This is a genomic window from Ruegeria sp. BA12, from assembly GCF_056539625.1.
Genome location: NZ_JBQFVF010000003.1, coordinates 302,576 through 325,082 on the forward strand (window position 1 = coordinate 302,576; position 22,507 = coordinate 325,082).

At 54.4% G+C, this 22,507-nt stretch carries 17 protein-coding genes; 4 read left to right on the forward strand and 13 right to left on the reverse strand.

Translation table 11 applies throughout. The features are described from left to right. Positions 1–918 (reverse strand): glycosyltransferase family 2 protein, encoded by a 918-nt coding sequence (locus tag ACR0B0_RS09265; protein ID WP_480647460.1) that lies wholly within the window; start codon positions 916–918, stop codon positions 1–3. A gap of 595 nt (positions 919–1,513) precedes the next feature. Here ACR0B0_RS09265 and ACR0B0_RS09270 point away from each other — a divergent pair. Then, positions 1,514–2,947: a lipopolysaccharide biosynthesis protein gene (locus tag ACR0B0_RS09270; protein ID WP_480647462.1), complete on the forward strand. Its 1,434-nt coding sequence runs from the start codon at positions 1,514–1,516 to the stop codon at positions 2,945–2,947. Between the two features lie 2 nt (positions 2,948–2,949). On the opposite strand, the gene ACR0B0_RS09275 is transcribed toward ACR0B0_RS09270, so the two are convergent. Together ACR0B0_RS09275 and ACR0B0_RS09280 are read right to left on the reverse strand one after the other, a co-directional pair. Then, a complete protein-coding gene (locus ACR0B0_RS09275; RefSeq protein ID WP_170350093.1) occupies positions 2,950–4,455 on the reverse strand; it encodes a PepSY-associated TM helix domain-containing protein in 1,506 nt (501 codons plus the stop codon). Between the two features lie 305 nt (positions 4,456–4,760). Then, positions 4,761–4,940 (reverse strand): hypothetical protein, encoded by a 180-nt coding sequence (locus ACR0B0_RS09280; protein ID WP_170350094.1) that lies wholly within the window; start codon positions 4,938–4,940, stop codon positions 4,761–4,763. 214 nt (positions 4,941–5,154) lie between these two features. On the opposite strand from ACR0B0_RS09280, the gene ACR0B0_RS09285 reads away from it, so the two are divergent. Beyond that, positions 5,155–6,138 (forward strand): glycosyltransferase, encoded by a 984-nt coding sequence (locus ACR0B0_RS09285; protein WP_170376785.1) that lies wholly within the window; start codon positions 5,155–5,157, stop codon positions 6,136–6,138. Between the two features lie 714 nt (positions 6,139–6,852). On the opposite strand, the gene ACR0B0_RS09290 is transcribed toward ACR0B0_RS09285, so the two are convergent. From ACR0B0_RS09290 to rfbF, 5 genes are read right to left on the reverse strand one after another with little or no spacing between them, the layout of a single operon-like run. Beyond that, positions 6,853–7,254, reverse strand: a complete 402-nt coding sequence (locus ACR0B0_RS09290) for a GtrA family protein (protein WP_170376783.1) — start codon at positions 7,252–7,254, stop codon at positions 6,853–6,855. Beyond that, complete coding sequence (locus ACR0B0_RS09295; protein WP_170376781.1) at positions 7,251–8,129, reverse strand: NAD-dependent epimerase/dehydratase family protein; 879 nt, start codon at positions 8,127–8,129, stop codon at positions 7,251–7,253. The genes ACR0B0_RS09290 and ACR0B0_RS09295 overlap by 4 nt, the downstream gene beginning before the upstream one ends. After that, positions 8,129–9,361 carry a methyltransferase domain-containing protein gene (locus ACR0B0_RS09300; RefSeq protein WP_480647465.1) on the reverse strand — a complete coding sequence of 411 codons (1,233 nt, stop codon included), beginning with the start codon at positions 9,359–9,361 and terminating at the stop codon, positions 8,129–8,131. The genes ACR0B0_RS09295 and ACR0B0_RS09300 overlap by 1 nt, the downstream gene beginning before the upstream one ends. Next, positions 9,358–10,443: an NAD-dependent epimerase/dehydratase family protein gene (locus ACR0B0_RS09305; protein ID WP_480647467.1), complete on the reverse strand. Its 1,086-nt coding sequence runs from the start codon at positions 10,441–10,443 to the stop codon at positions 9,358–9,360. Before ACR0B0_RS09305 ends, ACR0B0_RS09300 begins: the two co-directional genes overlap by 4 nt. Continuing rightward, the gene (rfbF, locus tag ACR0B0_RS09310) at positions 10,425–11,198 is read right to left on the reverse strand and encodes a glucose-1-phosphate cytidylyltransferase (protein ID WP_480647469.1); all 774 of its coding nucleotides are present in this window, start codon (positions 11,196–11,198) and stop codon (positions 10,425–10,427) included. The genes ACR0B0_RS09305 and rfbF overlap by 19 nt, the downstream gene beginning before the upstream one ends. Before the next feature lie 687 nt (positions 11,199–11,885). On the opposite strand from rfbF, the gene ACR0B0_RS09315 reads away from it, so the two are divergent. After that, complete coding sequence (locus ACR0B0_RS09315; protein ID WP_170376775.1) at positions 11,886–13,379, forward strand: NAD(P)/FAD-dependent oxidoreductase; 1,494 nt, start codon at positions 11,886–11,888, stop codon at positions 13,377–13,379. Between the two features lie 79 nt (positions 13,380–13,458). Continuing rightward, a complete protein-coding gene (locus ACR0B0_RS09320) occupies positions 13,459–15,426 on the forward strand; it encodes a hypothetical protein (RefSeq protein ID WP_480647472.1) in 1,968 nt (655 codons plus the stop codon). 24 nt (positions 15,427–15,450) lie between these two features. Here the strand turns inward: ACR0B0_RS09320 and ACR0B0_RS09325 are convergent, their stop codons facing one another. The 5 genes from ACR0B0_RS09325 to ACR0B0_RS09345 form a co-directional block, all read right to left on the reverse strand. Beyond that, positions 15,451–17,568, reverse strand: coding sequence for a hypothetical protein (locus ACR0B0_RS09325; RefSeq protein WP_480647473.1), 2,118 nt, complete (start codon positions 17,566–17,568; stop codon positions 15,451–15,453). Further along, positions 17,565–18,908 (reverse strand): glycosyltransferase family 87 protein, encoded by a 1,344-nt coding sequence (locus tag ACR0B0_RS09330; RefSeq protein ID WP_480647475.1) that lies wholly within the window; start codon positions 18,906–18,908, stop codon positions 17,565–17,567. The genes ACR0B0_RS09325 and ACR0B0_RS09330 overlap by 4 nt, the downstream gene beginning before the upstream one ends. A 199-nt stretch (positions 18,909–19,107) precedes the next feature. Further along, positions 19,108–20,040 carry a sulfotransferase domain-containing protein gene (locus ACR0B0_RS09335; protein ID WP_170350105.1) on the reverse strand — a complete coding sequence of 311 codons (933 nt, stop codon included), beginning with the start codon at positions 20,038–20,040 and terminating at the stop codon, positions 19,108–19,110. Beyond that, a complete protein-coding gene (locus tag ACR0B0_RS09340) occupies positions 20,024–21,046 on the reverse strand; it encodes a glycosyltransferase family 2 protein (protein ID WP_170350106.1) in 1,023 nt (340 codons plus the stop codon). The genes ACR0B0_RS09335 and ACR0B0_RS09340 overlap by 17 nt, the downstream gene beginning before the upstream one ends. Next, complete coding sequence (locus ACR0B0_RS09345; RefSeq protein WP_480647477.1) at positions 21,046–22,458, reverse strand: hypothetical protein; 1,413 nt, start codon at positions 22,456–22,458, stop codon at positions 21,046–21,048. The genes ACR0B0_RS09340 and ACR0B0_RS09345 overlap by 1 nt, the downstream gene beginning before the upstream one ends. Between the last annotated feature and the right edge of the window lie 49 nt (positions 22,459–22,507).

Consider the following 22,507-nt stretch of genomic DNA (forward strand, 5'->3'; position numbering starts at 1 on the left):
TCAGGGTCTGAGGTGTAGCCGCGAGATCATGTCGGCGATCAGCCCCAGCGACCAGATCATGATGGCCGCCAGGAAGGAAAACACCGCCGTTTCGCTGAGGTTCCAGTAGAACATGTCGATAATGAACTTCACCGTGCCCAAAGTGAAAAACGCCAGCCCCAGCGGGATGAACACCCGCAATGGGTTGAACAGGGTACTGATGCGCAGGATCAGGATGATGAAGTTCAGAAAATCGATCGGTCGGATTTTCGATTTACCCACCCGCTTACCGTATTCGATCGGCGTATAGATCATCCGCTTGCCATTCGAGGTCATGCACAGTGTGATCGTGGTGGTGAACGAGAAATTCTGTGGCAGCAGTGGCAGGAACGGGATCAGCTCGGATTTGCGGAACACACGCAGCCCGGAATTGAGGTCGTTGATCTTGCGCTCGGCCAGGAATGAGGCAAAGGCGAACAGGAACTTCTTAGCCGGCCGCCGCAGCAGCGGCACGTTCTTCATTGCGGCGCCCCGATCGCCCACCACCATGTCCTGATCGCGGCACATGGCCAGCATGCCCGGCAGGTAACGCGCCGGATAGGTGCTGTCGGCATCAAGGATGGCCAAGTATTCGTATTGCGCCATCCGCACCCCGCGCTTGAGGCTGGCGCCGTATCCGGAATTGACGTCGTTGAAGGTGACGGTGGCACCGCTGGCCTCGGCTTCGGCGCGGGTGTTGTCCTGGCTGGCATCGTCGACCACGATGATCTCGTACGGAATACCCAGCGGTTCGAGATGGGCCCGCACATCTTCAACAGTGCCACGGACGGCGTTTTCTTCGTTATAGGCAGGGATGACCACGCTCAGACTCATGCCAGAAGTGTCCGGCGTGCCGGTTGGGATGTTGTCCGGGGTGATCTGCTCGGCAACCTTGTTCATGAAAATGAAATCCCTTTGCGTACTTAATATATATTCTGCCCCGCTTGGCATGCATGCCGTTCAGAGCGCGACGGGCTCAATTCCCATCGCTGCTTATTGTATTCAAACACAGACAGGCTGGATATAGACAATAATTTTGACAAATTTCGGTCTTTCCGGGGTCTGGTTGCCAGAATTCACCTATGCATGCGCTTACCCAGTAACGTAAAAAAGCCAGTGATGGTTTCAATTATACCCCGATGAGCCCTTAGGCCTCGGTGTAAGTTTGCTCTGATATTCGGTCATTTTTGATGAGGAGCATAATGTCTAGAGTGTTTCCAAATAGGAACCTATGCAAAGCTATGCAGCACTTTGATCTCATAATGCTTGGAAACTCATGCAATCCAACACATGCGTCCTTGGCGGAATGTTGAGACGTTGGCAGGATATGCCCATTGTCCACGACTATTGTCCGAGGGGTTTTGAGAATGGAAGCAGGCTGGCCGCAGCACCAAGAAGCGACGGGTGATCTCGACAGCAGTGTTTCCAAACCGTTACGCTTTGATTCAGAATGCCCGCGGTTTCGCGTGGCAATAAGTCAGTGGGAAGGGTTTTGATGTCGCGGGGGCGACGTTTCACCAGCGGCGTTGCCTGGATGTCCTTCGGCGTCTGGGCAGAACAGGCATTCAATTTCATTATAATAGCCATTCTGGCGCGGTTGCTTGGGGCCGAGGCCTTCGGCCTGTTGGCAATGGCTGCTGCCTTTGTTTTGTTTTCCGAGTTTCTGGTGCGCGAAACCATATCCGAGATTTTGCTGACTCAGGACACGCTGACACCTGAACGGCTGAATTCGGTCTTTTGGCTTTTGGGGCTTCTGGGCGCTTGCCTGACCGCGTTGATTGTTCTGGGCGCGGGGCCAGTATCAACCTTTTATGACGAAGCGATCGCGGGTCAATTGCTGATCGGTTTGTCGCCAACGGTGCTGATGATATCGCTCACGGCGGTGCCAGTGGCGCTATTGCGGAGAGAGATGCGGTTTCGGGTTCTCGCCGTGCGCGCGGTGCTTGGCGCAATAGTTGGCGGGGTTATCGGCATCGGTATGGCCCTTGCGGGATACGGAGTCTGGAGCCTGGTTGGTCAGCGGGTGGCGATGACCGCCACGAATATCCTTATGGCCTGGGGTGCGGTATCGTGGAGACCCACCTTTCACGTGTCGGGTCACCAGATGCGGCAGGTTCTTCATTTCAGTCACCGGGTCATCGGGCTGCGCGCGGCTGAACTGGCGGCGGTACAGTCACCTGCGGTTTTGATCGGCGCGATGCTGGGCCCGGTTGCAGCCGGGTATTATGCGATTGCCTGGCGGGTCGTGGAAACGGCCTCATTTCTGACCATCACGCCACTGCGCATGGTCTCGCAGCCCGCTTTTGCGGCGGTAACGCGCGGCGGAGGGCGCGCGTCTGAGATGCTATTGGACGTCATGCGCCTGACCGGGTTTGTGACTTTTCCGACCTTTGCCGGATTGGCGGTTCTGTCCGAGCCGGTACTGGTGCTTTTGTTTGGTGAGAAATGGAGCCCCGCAGCCCCGGTTCTAAGTCTGATGTCCGTGTTCGGAATGTATCTCTGCACTGAAAGGGTACAGCAAACATTTTGCCTGGCGTCCGGCCAACCCGGTAGGTTGGCCGTGCTGTCGTGGATCGAGGTGGTCCTTGCAGCCATTGCGGTCACAGTTGCCGCCCCGTATGGCGTGCCGTTCGTCACCGCTGCCTTTACCACTGTCTTTCTGATCATGTGGCCGTTCAAATTCGCCAACCTGGCAGCGATCTCAGGCCAGCCTGTTTCCAGATTGGCATCACTGCATATCCTGCCTTTGGTCTCGGCGGGGATCATGGCAGCGGGGGTCGCGGGATGTCAGGCGGTTTTGGGGGATCAGGCAAACATCTTGCGTCTGATTGTGGGTGTCGTGACAGGTGTGGCGATCTACACCTGCCTTGCATTTGTAACGATGCGTGACCGGTTTGCGGTGCTGAAGGATTTGGCCGCTCGGGTCTGAGATCACCAGATAGGGCTGCCCATTCGGAAGGTGACTTTCTGTTCCGTACCATCGGGTTTCTTCAAGTAGGCGATGACCTCGTTTTCTGTCTCGAGGGGCTCAAATCTAAAACGGCCCAAAGCCTTGTCTCCGTCTCGGACCAGATTAACCGACTGTGCTGCAGTTCCGTTAACTTCGACCAAAGCCGCACTGACATCCGGTGCGCCGATCCGCAATTCAATCTCGATCAGGGTACCGCGCCGTAACGGTTCATGCAGGACCAGCTGTGCCACAGTGCCTTTGGCATCAACCGGATGCACGCGGGACGGTATATAGGCATCCGAGTGCAAGCGCCATGATACGGCGAAAAGAGTGGCCAGCAGCACCAGCAGGTATACCCAACGCAGTGGCCCCATCCTACGCCAGAAACGCAGGTTAGAACTGCCGGTTGAGACAGTCGGTGCCAGACGGGCAGCATAAACAAGCGAGCCGGTAAAAGCGAGAGCTGTGGCCACGAGCCCCAGAATAATCCACAGCACCATTGAATATGCTCCACCCCAAACTCCGTAATGAAGCAGCTCCATCAAATGGTTCAGGCGCGCAAGCCCCCTGAAGTCAGCTGGTGTGTAGATGTTGAGAACCTCTAATGTGAGGGGATCAACAGCTACGGTGATCTCTCCGCGTAGATACGAAAAATCCTGATGCAGCCCAAAGAAACGCAGACTGCCAGCCTTTCCACCGGGGATTGCCAGGTTGACCGGTTGAAAGCCTGGAAGCGCAGCCCGAGCGTGTGCTTCGGCTGCATCGATGACGGACCCGTCAAACCCGTCCGGCAGCGCGGCTTCACGCGGTGCAGGGGGTTGGAACTTTAGTTTTCCCCCCTCAATCCCAAGTCCACCCAGCAGAAAAAAGAAGCTTGTTATAGCAATCAAAAAGACCAGCGGTGCCGCCCAAAGAGCTGCTAGCCGATGGGCGCCGCCTGCCCATGATCTGAAGCCGCCCGAGCTGCTGGGCCATCTGAAAAATCCTTTCCAGAAACGCCGGTAGGTGATCAGCCCGCTGACCATCTGGAAAAGTAATGGGATGGACATCGCACTAATGAGAATGAACACAATTCTTTTATCGATCAGAAACGTATCGTGAAGCCCACCAAGAATGGTGTTGAACCCTATGTCCCTTGTCTCATGAATGACGGTGCCCGTAGTGGGATTTGTCCAGTAATTGATGTTCTCACCCCACCCTGTGCGCCCGTATGTGCGGTCCACGAACCACGAGGTTGGCTGCTTGAGGATCACGAAAACATCGCCTTCAGGATGGGCGGATTTGATCCCGTCATAGATTTGGCCAAAACTTGCTGTGCGCTTGTCTTCTTCTAGGGTCGTCCAGATCGCGGGCCGACCTATGGATTCAATCTCCAACCCGGCCACAAGCAATGTGCCTGTCAGAAACATGAAGGTGAAAAAGGCGGAAAGATATAATCCAATCCAAGTGTGAAGCCTGAATAATCGGTTACGAATTTTACGAGCCATATGAGGTCAAACTCCAATGAGTCCCGATCATAATAGATCAATAGGTCTGCTCTGAACAGCATACAAGCTTCTGATATCACGTTATAAAGCGCCAGCATTGGCGACATTGATCAACAGAGATACATAGTATTCTATTGAAAACCCAGCAACTTCGGCCGGACCCACGAAGTACCGTGACCGCGTCCCAAAGCAAGGTGATCTGCTATGGCCTGGGCTAGTCGAGTTGCTCTACAATTATTGGTCAGGTCGACGCCAAGTTTAAACCACTAACTGCGCCTGCTGATCGGGTTGCGTATCGTCTTTTCTCAGCCGGTGGACCACGACTTGGGGGGCTGGCTGCCCTGATCGGTGTTCATGATCTCAGGAGGGCCGAAGTGGTGGATTGCTTCTTTCATCACATCGACGAAGAAGTCGGTCTCTGTCGTGTTCGGGATGCGCCAGGCCTGAACCTTGCGTGTGTGCCAGCGTAGTTCACAGTCGAGCATCTAATTGGGCCAAGAAAAGGGATGCGTGATTTCCGGATCTACCCCTTCTTGGGTCCAGGAGTTGGAATTAGGGCTGTGGCGCTAAACACACTGCATTCTAAAACATTTTCGCTGATTGCCTGTTGCGCGAATCTGCAAGGGCGCACGATGATATAATTGTGACCGAACCGGCGGTCGGTAACCGGTGTTTGTAGTTGTCAAGCAAAGATATGATATGAAAACCATTTCTATTATCTCACCGTGCTTTAATGAAGAAAGCAATGTGGCGGATTGCTACAAAACCGTTAAAGCGATTTTCGATAAGGATTTGCCTGGCTACAAGCGAGAGCACATTTTCATCGACAATGCTTCAAGTGACCGAACCGTGGAAATTTTGCGGGAAATTGCCGAAAAAGATCAAGATGTGAAGGTCGTTGTGAATGCCCGCAATTTCGGGGTGTTTAGGTCAACGTTCAACGGTCTGCGTTACGCCAGCGGCGACGGTATCGTTGTCATGCTGCCGGTCGATCTACAGGATCCGCCCGAAATGATCCCCGAATTTGTCGAGCTTTGGGAAAGTGGCTATGACGTGGTGGCCGGCGCGCGCAGTACCCGAGAAGAAGGGTTCCTCATGCGCAGCGCGCGTGGTATTTTTTATTCTGTTGTCAATAGGTTATCAGATGTATGGTTGGAACCTTCGGTAGGAGAGTTTCAGTTGATCGACCGCAAGGTTTTGAAGGCCGTGCTGTCTCATAACGATCACTACCCTTATATCCGTGGTATCATTGCAAGCTGCGGCTTCCGCAGGATTATCCTTCCATACGTTTGGAAGGCTCGGAAAAGAGGAATGTCCAAACACAGCCTGATGGCACTGACCGATCAGGCGCTGAATGCGATCTTCTCATTTACACGGGCACCAATGCGGTTCTGTACGCTCAGCGGGCTGGTGATCGCGATCAGTTGTATCCTGTTCTCGATCATTTCTACGCTGCTTTATTTCGTCGACCCGGATCAAGCACCGCGCGGAACCACGACTATTATCGTGGCGTTGTTTTTTCTTTCGGGTGTACAGATGCTGTTTATCGGTATGCTGGGAGAATACATCACTTCAATACACAACCAGGTCCGAGGTGGTCCTATTGTTACCGAACAGGAACGTATCAACATCGAAGGCCCTGCCAGGGACCCAGCAATGCTCAATGATGTAGATCGAGCATAAGGGGTCCATTCCGGGTTGGTCTTCTGAGCTGGGGCCGCGCTTTGAGTTGCGGGCCTGCGATTACGAATACCACGCTAGCCAAGATGCGTATCTGTTATACCGCTATGACTACGGCATCGGTTTGTCTGACCCATGACATTCTGCAGCGTTCCGTCAGTCTGGAACGTGCCGATTTGATTGTCTTGCTTACGGCAACCTCTTTTTTGGATTCTGGCTGTCGGCGCATTCTTGATAGCGTATTCCGCGACGGTTTTCATGGTTCCAGCTGGCCTGTGGTGCTTGCTCCGAACAGGCTCGGGGTTGACGCTGCGGGACATTGCTCTGGTGCAACGGTTTGACAAAGTCTAACATTGGTAATGTTTTTCTGTTTTTGGGCGCAATTTCAGTTGTCAGTTTCGCCCGCTGGCGTAGGGTCTCGAAATACGAGAATTATGTCAATTATTCTTGCGACATAAGGTGGATGGCGCAGGCCGAAGATATTGGAAGTGCGCTGGTACTTGTGTCCGCACAACACAACATAGGGTCTATCCTTTGTTTCATTGATCATTGGATAAACCGATTTTCCTGCGAGATTTGTGGCTAAGCAGAACGCGGCTGTGATCGAAACCTTCGCCGGACGTGAAGTTTATCTATCTGAGGGATGCCAACTAGGCCTAGGTGCGCTCACAAGGAGCGTTCGCTATAGGCTGGGAACTCTGGCGCAGGGCGGATTTGTCAGGCTTTCTGTTGCCAAGGAAAGCGATCTGTCAGCGCTCGAGAAATGGCTATGAATGCCAGAACGGCCGCAGGCAACACAATCAGCCCCTGCGCTATGATCGGCTGCAAACCAAGTGACAACAGGCCTTCCAACGAAAATGCATTGAAAGCGTAAACCATCACATAGGACAGAATATAGTGAGGCAATCGATTCAGGCCCTTAGAGTCGAATACAAGCCGAGCATGGGTAATGAAGTTCCATAGAACCCCAACAGAAAATGAGATTACCAGCGCGATCTGCGGCGGCAGGCCGGACAGGCTGAGGATGGCAAAAAGTATATAGCCGAACGCGGTGTTCAATATTCCGACCAACACAAAGCGCATGAAGGAATTTCGTCGGGGGGCAAGCAATTTTTTCACAATGCCCTCCCTTCGGCGCGCAGAATATCTGCCACCCCCGAATTCAAGTTATGCTGCGGTATAAAACCGACCTTGTTGCGCAACCGGGTCACGTCCGCCTCCAACAGGTCCGGATCGTCCGGGGCTCGCGCAATTGCGCCCAATTGGACCAGATCGGTGTGATGCATCTGGGTTGCGACCTCTGCAATCAGGTCCCGCACCGCGATTGCGGTGCCGCTGGCAACATTGACCGCACCGACCTCATCGGTGTCCAATAGGCGCGACAACGCGCGGGCCAGATCGTCGACATGCAGAAAGTCACGCTTTTGCAGCCCATCGGTACACTTCACCGGCTGACCCGCACGAAGGTTTGAAATCAGATCCCCAAGCAGCCGCCCTGGCGGCTCGCCCGGCCCGTAAACGAAAAAGATGCGGGCCCAGGCCAGCGAAAGGCCAAGCGCGTCTTGCCCTTTGCACAACGCCAGACTGGTCCCGGCCTTGGCCGCCCCGTAAAGCGTGCGGGGTCGCAATGGGCTTGTTTCTGTCAGGGTCGCCTCAGACCAGTCATATTCGGCACAGCTTCCTGCGCAGACCGCGCGTTGGCCGCCTATGCGTGCAAATTCCTGCACCAGATGCAACGTGGCCGCCATCCAATTCAGATTGGCCGAAGAAACCCAGCGATCGCGCGGCCCGTCATGCCATGCCAGATGAACCAGATGGCTGGCTTGGGCTGTTTCAAGGGCTGTTGTTGTGGCGATGGGGTTCAGCAGATTGCAGATGATGTCGCTGCCCGGGTTCCGGCCCAGTGTCACGACTTCATGGCCTGCCCCTGCCAAAGCCGATGCTGTCGCACGGCCGATCAAACCGGTTGCTCCGCTCAGCAGAACCCGTGCCATTAGCTGATCCTGACCTCTGGCACGGCTGTTGCGAACCGGGTGCCGCAGGCCTTGAGATCGGCCAATTGATCGATGACTTCGTCCCGGATGTTCCAGGGCAGGATCAAAACATAATTGGGTGGTGTCTCGCGCAGCGCCTCGACCCCGTGTACAGGAATGTGGCTGCCGGGCAAAAGCGTGTTCTGCTTGGCCGGGTTGCGATCCACACAATATGAAATCAGGTCGGGCCCGATCTCGGCATAGTTCAGTAATGTATTGCCTTTGGCAGCCGCCCCATACGCGGCGATGGTATCACCGCGGGCCGCGACCTCGCGCAGGAAGGCAAGCAGCCCGTCGCGCACCGCCTCGACCTGGCCGGTAAAGTTCATATAGCCCTCGGGGCGGTCGAATTGCGCCGCCGCTTCGTCAGCGCGGACCTTGGCAAGGCCCGGTCCTTCTGGGTGGCTGGCCCCTTCAAGACAGGCAAATACCCGCAACGAGCCGCCATGAGTGGGCAGTTCCTCGACATCGAACACGCGCAGACCGGCTTTGGCAAAAATCTTTTCGACCGCCAACAGCGACAGATAGGAATAATGTTCGTGATAAATCGTGTCGAACTGCACTTCGTTGATCAGGTTCAGAAGATGCGGAAATTCGACAGTATAGACCGCGTCACCAGTTAGCAAAGTGGCGATTCCGGCGACGAAATCGTTGATGTCAGGCACGTGGGCCAGAACGTTAGCCGAGGCGATCAGTGCCGGTGGTTTCTCGGCTGCGGCGACCTTCTGGGCCAGTGTTTCGCCGAAATAATCGACAAGCGTGCGCACGCCTTTTTCTTCGGCGGCGGCTGCTACGCTACCCGAGGGTTCGATGCCCAGCACCGGAATACCCTTTTCGACAAAATATTGCAGCAGGTACCCATCATTCGAGGCGATTTCGATTACCAGATCATCCGGGCCCAGATGAAGGCGGTCGACCATGTTGTCGACATATGCTTTGGCGTGAGCCAGCCAACTGTCTGAATAGCTAGAGAAATACGCGTAATCGGCATTGAAAATTTCGTCAGCGGGCACCGCATCTTCGACCTGAACCAAATAGCAATCGTTGCAAACCCAGGCATGCAGCGGGTAACGCGGGCAGGCTGTGTTCGCGCGTTCGGGCGGTACATAGGAATTGGCCAGTGGCGACAGCCCGAGATCGACCAATGTTTGGCTCAGCGGTGCGGCACAGTGTCTGCAAATAGGTTGTGTCATTGCGGCATCCTCCAGCGCAGGTCCTCGCTCAGCACGCCATTGTGGATATGTTCTTCCAGCGCTTTCAGTCGCATCAGCGGTGAGGACCTGAAATCGGGGTCTTTAAAATGGATTTCATTCAACAAGTGCAGCAGATCGGCGATCGTACCCCTAAGCGTCTGGACGGGCTGATGTTCGGGCGCCAATTGCTTATACAGCGAAAAGTCGACCTTATACGAACGGCTGTCAGGGGCAGCATCGGGATTGATTGAATAGCTGGCCCCTGGCACGGCTTCAGCCACGGCCTGCGCGAGATCGCGGATCTGATAGTTCCACGCATCCGATCCGGCATTGACTGCCAACCATTGGCCACCGGCATCTTCGGTCCGGTTGATTGCCCATTCGATGGCTCGGGCCATGTCACGCACGTCGATGAGCGGCCGCCATGGGCTGCCGTCACTCAGCACAGTGATCTTACCTGCAGTGACGGCGCAAGCGGCAAAATCGTTTAACACTAGATCAAGCCGCAGCCGGGGCGATGGCCCGCAAGCGGTGGCAAAGCGCAGCGCAGTGCGCAGCATTCCTGGCGTGTTCATGGCCTCTAGCGCCCGCTCGGTTCCGATTTTGCTGCGGGCATAGGCTGTCAGTGGATTCAATGGTGCATCCTCGGACCGCGCATCGCCCTCGGCAAATCCATATACGGAACAGCTGGAGGCAAAGACAAACCGCGATACCCCGGCTTCGGCAGCCAGATGTGCGGTCTGTACAATGGCGTCCTGATTGATTTCCGTGGTGACGGTTTCAAACCGCGCACCCATCGGGTCATTTGAAACCGCCGCCAACGCAACAACTGCATCGGCCCCTTGGAACAACGAGGAATCGATGTCGCGGATATCAGCAATGATCTGCTGGTTCAGAAACCGTTCGGGCCACGCATTATGTGTGGTGAGCCGGTCCGAGAAAAACCCGGGATCGACCCCGATCAAGTTGGCGTTGGGCCAGGATTTCCGCAAAGTGGCGGCCACAATCGGACCGATATAGCCCAGATTGCCCAGCAGGATGATTTTCGGAGAAAGCCTTAGGGTCATTCCCAGACCTTCCATGGGGCGTTGTCTTCCTGCCAACGCTCTTCAAGCTGGCGGCGGTCGCGGAGTGTGTCCATCGGTTGCCAGAACCCTCTGTGGCGGAACGCCATCAGATCACCGTCTGCAGCCAAGGACTCAAGCGGGGCGCGCTCCCAAATCTCACTATCTCCATGCAGCAATTCACCGACCGATGGATTCAATACGAAGAACCCGCCGTTGATAAACCCGCCATCGCCCCCCGGCTTTTCGGCGAAACGGTCGATCCGGTCGCCGTCCAGTTCCAATGCCCCAAAGCGTCCCGGTGGGACCACCGCAGTCAGCGTTGCGCGTCTGCCGTGGTTTTTGTGGAACGCGATCAGTGCGCTAATATCGACATTTCCGACCCCGTCCCCGTAGGTCATGCAAAAGGCCTCTTCATCCTTGAGCAGATGCATGACCCGGCGAAGCCGCCCGCCGGTCTGGCTGTCCTGACCGGTATTGACCAGCGTCACGCGCCAGGGTTCCGATCTGCTGTTCGCGATTTCAAGGCCGCCATTAGCCAGATCAATGGTGACGTCCGAACTGTGCAGAAAGAAATTCGCAAAGTACTCCTTGATCACATAACCCTTGTAGCCAAGACAGACGATGAAATCCGTGACCCCGTGGGCAGCGTAGATCTTCATGATATGCCAGATGATCGGTTTGTCTCCGATCTCGACCATAGGCTTTGGTATCCTGACGGTCTCTTCGCTGAGCCTTGTTCCGAAACCACCAGCCAGAATAACGCACTTCATAAAATTGCTCCCTCTCCAATAAGGGGTCAGCCATCAATCGTTAACTACGAACGTCAGCCAGCGACGACCTTGTTCTCAATAAACACCTACATGCAGTAGGCGGGAGCACGTTGCCCGTGTCAAGATTCAGTGGATAGTCAGGTTCGGCACTTGGCCATCGCAGCACAACTGACCCTCAAAAGCACACAATGAAGGAAAACGGGGTGTATTGTTGATTCGGAATTTTGGACGGAAGCGAAGTTGCGACAACACCACTCTTGTCCTTTTCTTCGTTCGGGCTGTTCTTTTGATGCCGTAGGATGGCGCGCTTAATTGCGACCAGACCTAAAGTTTTCCCAGCACAGGCGAAAGAAATTCATGTGCAGATCAGGGCCTGACGAAATAGTTCATGTAACTCAACCTGTTGGCTGGTGGCGTCGAAACTTTTTTTTGCGACGTCCATCCCGACATCGGGCAGCATTTTTCCGAGAGGTCTGCTGTTAATGCACGCGATCTGGCGCAGTGCCTGCCTGTGGGATCGGCAGCCCAAAGTCATGGCAGCACAGATTGCATTTTGCCGGATACGGATTGGGTACGTGAAAGGCCTGGGCATATTATTTGGACCAGTCATTAGGAATTTGTTATGAAATGGTGATAACCTCTAGTAGTTTGTAGTCAGTTTTTTTCGAGTATACGGGTGTTAGTCATTTGCAAAAAGATACCGTTCCTGTCGTAATTATCGGTGGCGGGCCTGCCGGGTTGACTGCAGCCCACGAGCTTCAGAAACTTAGTGACACGCATGTTCCACAGGTCTTTGAGGCCTCGGACATGGTTGGCGGCATTTCACGCACTGAAACTTTCAATGGTTACCGTTTTGATATCGGAGGGCACCGGTTTTTTACCAAGGTGCGCGAGGTTGAAGATATGTGGCACGATGTGATGGGAGATGATTTCATCACCGTGCAACGCCTGAGCCGCATTTTCTATCGCGGCAAGTTTTATGATTACCCGCTGCGTATCTTCAACGCCCTTGGCAATATAGGCCCCTATGAGACCTATAAGATCATCGGCAGCTTCGTGAAATGGAAAATCCGGCCTAAAAAACAAGAAGATACCTTTGAAGAATGGGTCATCAACCGCTTTGGCGGGCGGTTATATTTACATTTCTTCCACAGCTACACCAAAAAGGTCTGGGGAATTCCGCCGTCAGAAATTCGGGCGGACTGGGCTGCACAGCGGATCAAGAACCTGTCTTTGCCCAAGGCGGTCTGGAACGCGATTTCCGGTGCCAATGACACCGCCAGCTTGATTGAAGAATTTCAGTATCCCCGCCTTGGCCCCGGTATGATGTGGGAAAAAACCCGCGATCTGATCCGGGAAAGGGGCGGCAGTGTTGAGACACATTCCGAAGTGGTGCAGGTCAATCGCGACGGCAACCGCGTGACGTCGATTGATGTGCGTCATTGGGACGAAAATGGCGACAAAACGACCGAACGGGTAGAGGGCGAAGAGTTCATCAACTCGATGGCCGTGCGCGATCTGATCCATGCATTTGATCCGCCGCCGCCGCCAGAGGTTGTCGAGGCCGCCGATCGCCTGAGATACCGCGATTTCCTGATCGTGACTTTGATGCTCGATCACGCCGATCCTTTCCCGGACAACTGGATTTATATCCATAGTCCCAAGGTAAAGGTCGGGCGCATCCAGAATTTCCGCGCCTGGTCCAAGGAAATGCTGCCCAACCAGGACACTTCGTCCATCGGAATGGAGTATTTCTGCCAGAAGGGTGACGGGCTGTGGTCGTCGTCAGACGCGGACCTCAAAGAATTGGCCGGTCAGGAACTGGAACAGTTGGGTTTGGCCAAGGCAAGCGATGTCATCGATTTTACAGTGATCAGGCAACCTAAGGCCTATCCGGTTTATGATGGCGACTACAAAGAAGCGCTGGATATTGTCAGTGATTGGCTGAAGACGTTTGAGAATTTTCAGACCGTCGGCCGCAATGGCCTGCATCGTTACAACAATCAGGACCATTCGATGTTGTCCGCCATGTATGCCGCGCGCAATATTTTGGGCGAGGAAAACGACGTTTGGGATGTTAATGTCGAACGGTCCTACCACGAAGAATTCGAGTCAAAGCCTCGAAATAAAGGGTCTGAAACCGCGTTTGAGAAAGGAAACCGCACTCGAATGAGCGGATGAGCTTCGAGCCCGCTTGGTTTGTGCCGGACTTTTTGGACCAACAATTCTTAGAGTTCGAAATGATTGAATGACCAGAACTATGAAGCAATTTTTTTATCTTGGTTTGCTGGCAATTCTGGTCGGCATCGTCTGGATGGGACAGAACATAGCAGGTCAGATTGCAGCAAAAGTTGCATTCGCAGAGGGGCCGTCCCCCTATTTTATCGCCAAGGATGCGTTTTTTTTGTATGTCTGGGCGCCTCTGGTGGCATTGTCGGCGTCGATACTTATTGTCACCCCCGGTCTGCTATTAGCGCTGGGTATTGCTCGACCCGAAGACCGTTTTGAACATTTTCTGTTGAAAGGTTTTACGCTTTCCCTTTTTGGCGTACCTACGATTGCGGCTATTGTGCAGGCTGTCAGCGGTATCCCGATGACAGGAACAGCTTTCCTCGTGCTGATCGTTCTGCTTTGCCTGCCCGGGGCTGCCTTAACCATCAAACGGCCTGCGCAGGACATCTTCCGGGGCCGGGGATGGGACGTGGCCGGTATGGTTCTGCTTCCCTTATTTGTTCTGCTGTTGCTGTCACCCAAATTCTATTGGGAAGCTCTCAATGACGATGGGGCGCACAGCTTGCTGAGCGCTATTCTGTTCATTTCTCGGGGACTGCCGTTTTGGCCTTTGGATGCTGGTTCAATGACCGGTTACCCAAATCCGAAAATGATGACCGAGGTATTTCTGCAAACCAGCTTCCTTCGTGTTTTTGGGTCGTCCGAAGCGGCTCTTCGGTTTGCTTACCTGCCTGGCGTGTCGATTTTATTCGGGGTGATGCTGGCTTTTATCCGTTCACCAAATAACCGCACCGATGTTTGGTCTGTTTTAGGATTGGGCGCAGCCTTGGTTCTGTTTTCTTTCGTGATGGCGTTTAATCCATCCTACAATCCATATTTTGCCGATATTGCCATGCCAATGACGCGCGAACCGCCCATTTTATTGGGAGTTCTGGGGTACATCTTGTTCTTCCGCGACCAGAATTTCGGTTGGATGGCGGTTGTGTCAACGCTAGCTCTTTGCTCCGCACCAAACGGTATTCTGCTGATAGGGTTCTTTCTATTGGCGCACCTGCTTTTGAACTGGTTTCAACCCATTAAGCAGGTGATCGTAGGAGTGTTGATAGCCCTGGCGATTGTGATCCTAGGTTCTTTCTCTTTGGCCATACTGGCAAAAACGGGTGTGACGGGGGTATCCGGTGAATTCAGCACGGGGTCAATTCTGCGTCGTCTGCGCTATGTGACTATATTCGATACGCAGCGGTTTCTGTTCTGGCTTCTGCCCGGCGGGCTTTTGCCTGGACTAGCGCTTTTGGCCTGGCGCTGGCAGGATACGTTTTCCAGAACGCTGACACTCATGACTGTAGGGTACGTTCTGTTCTTCTATGTTCAGGCTTATCGTATTCTGCCGCACCATTTTGCACCGGCTGTTCTGTTGCCGCTGATTGTCTTCTGGCGGTTGCGCCCGGTTCAGGCAGCGCCGGCCTCAGCCTTTGTGATGGCGTTGGCAGGGCTTGCTGTCAGTACTTGGCTGAGTTGGCCTACGACTTTGCGCCCATTTACAGTGACCCGCGATTTGGGGCAGCGTATCGCGATTGAAATCGACGCTGACCCGTTTTTTGACCTTGAGGAGATCCGGATTACGCCAGCTCTGATAAGGAAGGCCTTTCCCCCTGGTTGGTCAGATGTCGAATTGCAGGACCAATACTTAGCGGGAACTGTCTCGGTCTATGTGTACGCACAGATGCCGGTTCCAGCCAATGTCACGCCTACTTACTTTGTCCGTTTGGAAACTGAGGCTTTGGCGCCCGATGAAATTCGATTGGGCGAAGCCGTGGAAGGTAGGGTTTTGGTGACTGATCATTTGCCCACCTATGAAGAAGATTTTAGCAATGCAGACGTCCCGGTGAGCATTGCACCCATTTACAAAGTGCCTCGGGAAACAATCTTCGGTCGCGGAGCACAAACCTCTCCACGTCAGGTCTGGGATATTGCAAAGCTATTGGGCCTAAGATAATCAAATCGGCCCCATGCGAAATGTCTATTTCCGAGAAAACGTCTCTTCGCGCTCGTCGTAATACAGGGTGGGGCGTCCCGGAAAAGCCTTAGTCACGGCGTCATTCGCTGTGCCTCCCAGATCCTTTGCGAAAACCGGCTCGTCCAAGGGAAACGAAGGATCATTGAAGAACAGTGCCGAAGCAATTTGGCTTTTCGGATTGATTAAGACCAGCGGTTGGACAAGACCTTCCGTGTCAGGCAGCGACAGATAGCGATAGTGGTCATCATAGGTACGATGCTCGTGATATCTTGTGACGCCTCGGTAGGACAAAAATACTGTCACTGAAAACAAACACAGAATAATAAGCACGGCGTTAAGTTTGTCCGAAGCTGACGAAAGGCCAATGGTTTCCAATCGGATGCCAGTTTCCAGAACTCCTCTGGCACTCAGGAACACCAGGGGAGCGATCATCATGAACCAATATCGTGGGCCCACGTAGAAGCTGGCTACGAACCAATAAAGGGCGTGTGCACCCGCTACGACGATAATGATCGCAAGCATCATCCGGTCCGTGGCGTTGATGCGGCCATAGATCAGCAAGATCCAGACAAATACGAGCGACCCGATCCCCCAACCCATGAAATCGGTATGAAGCGCGCTGATATTGGTCAGCGTGTTGACCAGACCTTCAAACGGGGAATGTTCATGCGGGCGCAGTTCCATGTGGCCCCAGCCTTCTGGGGAGCCTATGTTTTGGCCAAACCCAAAGGCGTTGGATCCATCAACCCAGGTTCGTTGATAATAGTCTGATAATGTTGTCAACAGCGGGTCGCCAGTGAAGTAGTAATTATAGAAAAAGATAAGGCTTCCGGTTGCCACGCATCCCACGCTGTAGCTGAGTACAGTCAGGGGATGGCGTAAGGCACCTCCGCGCCACAACAGAAACAGACCCGTCAGAATTCCAAGCAACAGGCCGTCAAGGTTGCGGGTCAGGAACAACCAACCCAGTGCCAAGCCGGCCACAAACACCAGTAGAACGGCCCGTTTCAATTCACCTTCTTCGGCGCGAAGGATCAAAAGCCAGGCCAGCAAGACAAGAAACAGGGCGAATGTATGGGACATCAGTGACGCCGACATCGCGATGAACCAGGGGGAGGTCGCCAGGATCAGAGTGCTGATGCTGGCCGTACGGGCATTTGTTAACCGTTGCATCACCCCCTGCGCCAGAAAGATGGACGCAGTGCCCAGAATTGGGTTCACCAACCAGGGCACTCCAAAAAAAACTCCCACCGCCAGAAATGCAGGCCATCCGGGCGTGAAGACCGATATCCAGCGCCCGTTATGATGATCTAGCAGATAAAACTCAAAAGCTGCGCGGGGACCTTCCGGCAGTGCCGGCACATAAAGGGCGCCACTCGCATAGGTCTTGGCCTGAAACATATAGGCAAGCTCATCCTGAACATGCGGCACCCGTTCAAAGGCCAACCATTCCAGCACCAATGTCGCAATCAGAAAAACAGTGGCCATGCAGCCTGCCCATCGCCATCCCGCGGGCAGAGTAACCCCTCTGGGCAAGGTGGCAGCCAATGCGATCACCGTCACCAGGTTGATGACCACAAGGATCAGCCCCGCCGCAAGCTGAATGAAATAGACGTCGATTTCGTTTTGGCGAAGATGGTCGAGGATCGGTATGGTGAACGCACCGCTGAGCAAAAGGAACAGAGCAGTGCGTTTTACGCCCAAATCGCTGATAACCTGAGAGAGTTTGCTGTCACTAGAATTTCTAAACAACACAAAAGCCGAAAGGGCGCCCTGTCCGAAAATTATGGCATACATCGCCATTTCGATGGTCGTTCTGGGCGGGAGGCGTAGCGCCGGGTACCAAAGCGGTTGGGTCACATAAAGCTGCGATGCCCCGCCCACAAACAAAAGCAGCAGCATCAAACCCGATAGCGTCAGATCCCACAAAACAAAAACGGAAAAGAGGGTCAGCGCTAGCGCGACCATCAGCATCCACCATTGCGCCAGATCGCGGATGCCGGGCAAGGCACTCTGTACTGAAAAAACAAGTATCAGCACTGCGACCAGCCCGGCAAACCCAGCAAGCGCAATGCGCCACGGACGAGACGGCGCAGGCGATGATTTTAGAAAAACAGTCATGCGCGCGAAGACTGGTTTGAAGCGCTGGCCTTCTGTCTGTTCAGCTGCAGAACTGTATCAACGACCGCTATTAAAAACAGCAAGGCGCCAATGGTTGCCAAACGCGAGCTTGGAAAGATCTCGACCCCGTCCACATGGAAGGCCCAGATATCGACAAGGTTTTCCGATCGCCAGATCAGCAATGCGCCAAGCCCGGCGAACAGAGTGCTGACGATCCGCCCCCTGAACAGCAGCGTCAGCGGGGAGGCCAACAGCACAAAATCATATATATGCAGCGGCGCCAGCGCGACGATAGCTGCGCAGGCCAATCCGAAGATCTGCCAGCTATGTTTGTTGGCGTCGCAGGCGCGCGTCAGCCGGGTAGGGCCATGACACAGCACCACAATGATCACGAGCGTGATGATCGTGGCCACAGAGCTACCGATATCACGATCCGTAACCTCCCAAATGATCAGCCGCAGACCCGTCATGGATTGTGGAAGGTTGGCAATTGTAAAACCGTCATAAGCAGCCAGATTTTGAAAGAAATCCAAAATGGTACTTGGAGCGACCAAAAGCGGCGGCACTGTCAGCAGGGCGGAAAGAAGCACGGCCATCAAAACCACTTTCCGAGAGTGCGCATCAAACAACAGGTATAGGACCACAAAAGGCGCTCCGATCTGCGGTTTGAGCAGTACCAGCGTCAAACCGATGGCTTCGAAAAAGAGGCGTCCGCCGACGCGGCTCCACAGCATAACGGCAATGCCAAGCCCTGCGATCAGAGTCGTCTGACCAACGGAAAACAGGATCGCGGTAGCTTCGAGGATCGCTAAAAGAAAGAACACCACACTGAAAAGCGGGAAAAAAACCTGACCTCCCGTGAACTCGCCGATCATCTGGGCGCGCCCCGGAAATGCGGTGGTAAAAGCGCTGGTCAACATGCCGCAAATTGCGATGACGATCACCAGACCGAAGATATTCCAGACGACACTCGAAGTGTTCAAATCCAGCGCCCCCAAAGGCGCGGCAAAAATCCACCAAGTCGGTGGGTAAGGCCACAGAACCGGGACATGTCCGACCTCAATATTTGCTTCGCCATGCGCCAAAAACGTCGGGCCGTAGGGGTTTATGCCACTGTGCCACATGTCACCCGCCACCCAGATGAACCGGAAATCATACCCTGCGGGAAGGGCAGACAGTTGCGTGATCTTCAGCAGCAGATAAGCCAACGCCAAGGCAAACATAAGCAGCGAAAGACAAAGGGTAACGCGCCGTGCAATAACGGGGCTGATGAACAATCGTCGCGCATTGCTGTCCGGTGTCATTCGCGACGAAGCTGTTGCTCTGTCAATGTCGTCCATAAAAAACTGTCACCACTAAATCACCGTCGCCCGGTACTAATTGCGATCGACCGGACAACAGCCCATAAAACACAGGGCTATTCTAAAGCATGCTGCTCAAAATCAAAGTATTGGTGGTTGCACCTTGGCAGAAATGCAAAACGACAAGTACGGCATGCACATTCTGCTGGATTTGGGGGAATTGTTGCCAGAAGTGCGATCAGGCTCGCCAGGAGCTTAGATCGCGGTCCAACAGATGTTCCAAATCTTCGATTTCCGGCAGCAACCTTTCACGCAGGATCGCGCGTGCGCGGTCTGGCATTTCCACCTCGCGTTTGAGGTTGAATTGGGACAGGCGATCCCTGATTTTCCAGCGCAGTTCCTGTGACATGACACGGGCGATCATTCCGGTGATCGGGTTGGGTTTCATCAGGAAATCCTGAAACAGACGGCTGCGCGGCACGCCGCCGGCATTTACCCGCGATGACAGGTCAGATTGGAAGCTTGTATCGGCCCCGATGAATGCAGTGATGCTGTCGATGACGTCTTTCGGATCGTCCTGAAATTCTTCGTAGGTTCGGATCAGGAATTGGCTGCGGTCGAAAAGCTTGAAATAGCGCGATAATTGCTGTGCATAGAGCGGAAAGCGCGAATACCCAAACAGGGGTTGCCAACCTGCGGCAAGCCGTTCGTTTTCGGCGTCCAATGCAGCGGAAAAATCCTCGAGCGGTTCGATCCGTTGCTTTACCGCATAAAGGTAATGGGACAAGGCCTGATCTATTGGATTTCGCAGAATAACCACCATACGCACCCGGGGAATACGGCGATGAATGCGTTCAGGCGCCTTGGGTGCATAAAGATATAGCGGGGATGCTTCTCCGCAGACCGCCTCCACTGGCGCATCGGAAAACAGGGCATGATAGTCGGCGATCTGCGTGACCGAGTTGTTGACATAGTCCGCGCCCGGCCCAGAGAAATTCAAGGCTTCGCCCTCGAAAGCAAAGAAATTGGGCTCTTTGGCGGACGGCATGAAGATACTCGGGTTTTGCCGCAGATGGCTGTACAGCGCCGTTGTACCGGCCCGCGCGGCGCCAAGGATTAGGAAATCCGGCATCCGTGCCGCAGGGCCCGAAATTTCAGTTTCGGGTGACATGGAGTTTCTGCTTTTGCCCCAGAACGTGATACTCGAACAGGCACCAGACATAGATCGTGGCCGAATAGACGTAATACACTTGGTGATACAGTAGGCATTTAAAGGCAAACCATGCCCCACCATGCCCGGCCATCGTGCGCACCAGATCGAAATTGGCGACCAAAGCCGCCACTAGCAAAAGCAAAGGCAGGGCCCATGCACCCGGCCAGAAGGGCAGGGCCAGAACCGACAACAACAGCAGACCAGCAATCGCGGCCCGAACCCGTTCGGCCATCGAGGTGTTCAGATCGTCTGTCAGCCCTTCGCGTGAAATCATCAGCCGGGCCCAGGGCAGTGCGCGGCAATAGATGTCAGTGGTCAGGCTGTTGCGCATGGTCCAGACCTTCAGATGTTTGCCCTGCAACTGCGGCTCGACAAGGATGCGGTAGCCAGCATTGGCAATCCGATACCCCAGCTCGATATCTTCAATCGACGGGACCTCATAGGTTTTGACGTCGAACCCGCCGACCTCAAGGAAAACGTCGCGCCGGATGGCACCGCACCCAGCCCAGAAAGTTTGGGCCTCGCGCCGTGCGCGTTGGTGGTGATAACGGTGCAAAAGGTTTTTATAGCGCGAAAACCAGGACTGCCCGTCCGGTGCATCATCATACGAGCCGAAAACGGCAGCGACATTATCTTCGGACATGGCGCGGCGGATATGTTCCGGGCCGTCGGGCCAGGCGATGACGTCGGAATCGACGAACCATAGTATATCGCCCGTGGCGTGCTGCGCAGCCAGGTTGCGGGCTGCGCCCGGCCCACCATTGACCGGTGTTGTCAGGACCGTCGCCCCCATCTCGTGTGCAAGCGCGGCCGTTCCGTCTGGGGACTGGTCATCCACAACCAGAACCTGCTGCACCTGTCCGACATTCAGCAATTCAATCAGCGGGGTCAGAACGCGGGGCAACATATGCTCGGCATTGTAGGCGGGCATAACGACACTAATGGACAATGAATGATCCGACATCACAAATCCCTTTTGGTGGCGGCGCGCAGGGCAGGGGGCCACCTTATGATAAGAAGAAAGGCTGCAGTGAACGGAAGCAACCACATCACGCGAGCGCCATATCGGTCCGCTGGCTGTGACACCCCACCACAAACCAGCGCATTGACCGCAATTCCTATCAGGATGAATAGGGCAAATAGCTTGATATCGCGCGGCACGCTGCGCGGGGTCAGCAAAAAGACCACGATAACAGCAAACGAAACGGCATAGATAAAGCCGTGCAGCGCATTAACCGGCGTAAGCCAACCGCGATCCTTGGACAGCAGGCCGCCTTGAATCAGATGCAGTTGAGAGTCGTCTAACCGTGCAAGATGGCGAGCGTTGTCAAGCGCCTGCTCTGTCGGGATTGTCATCCAAACGCTGTCACGCAAAATTTGGCGATAACCATTCTTGGCCAGGGCCCAAGATGTGGCAATGGGACGGGAAAGAAACACAGCCTTGGCGAAGTCACGCTGGGAACGTGCAACCTTCTTCTGGTCTTCTGCTGACATAAGCCGGAATGATCCAAGCTTGGGCGAGCGCTCGAAAATGATATGCGACACAGTCAACCGATAGGGATCATCAGACCATGAAAGGGCCTCGTGCAGGGCGCATGTCGGTATGTTTGTGTCGGGGCAGGCGTCGTTCAGGTAGTCCATGCCCGGCCCATCTACAATCAGCCGCGCGGTGATGTGGGGTGTATAGACGACTTCTTTGTTTGTTTTGGTTTCCACCGCGATCTGAAAGGCTTTGCGCTCGGCCACTGCAATCGCAAGCACGATCACAAGCAATATCACTGCCCGCCATCGCCCCCGTGCTTTCATGAATAGGGCGGCCAGGATCACAAAAGGCACCATAAGCCCAGCGATTGCCAGATGTGACGGGTGTGAAATGACGGAAAACACAGCCAGACCTGACATCACAAAAAGTTCCCAGCCTCGCATTGTGCGACCGACCGCCGTCAGCGCAGCGATTACGATCAGCAAAACCGGCGCAAATATGTCCGGCATCATATAGGCGATGTAAAACGGCAATGAGGAAAGAGCCGCAACCAGAAGCGGCACTGTGGTCAGCAAAGATGTGCTGCGGGCCTCTTCCAGAGTGCGGTTTGTCGTCCGTGCCAGAAGCCAAACAACCAGAAATATGCCAGCCATATGAAAGATTGGAACGGCAATAAGGGCGCCCGCGCGAAAAAAGAGGGCCATGACAATGCCATAGATCAGTGACCGGGATCCGGTTGCGGTATTGTCCTGATCCGCAGCGCTACTTCCACCTGCGCTGCCGCTCTCGCTTATTGTTGGCAGCAAACTGTTCAGCGCCACGTTGCCCTGTCGAATATAACTGCCGGTGTCGAAGTAGTAGAGAGGCCCGCCATTTATCAAAAGCACGGACAAACAGGCAAGCACCGCCGCGGCAAGCAGCAGAAATCCTCCAATTCGCCAA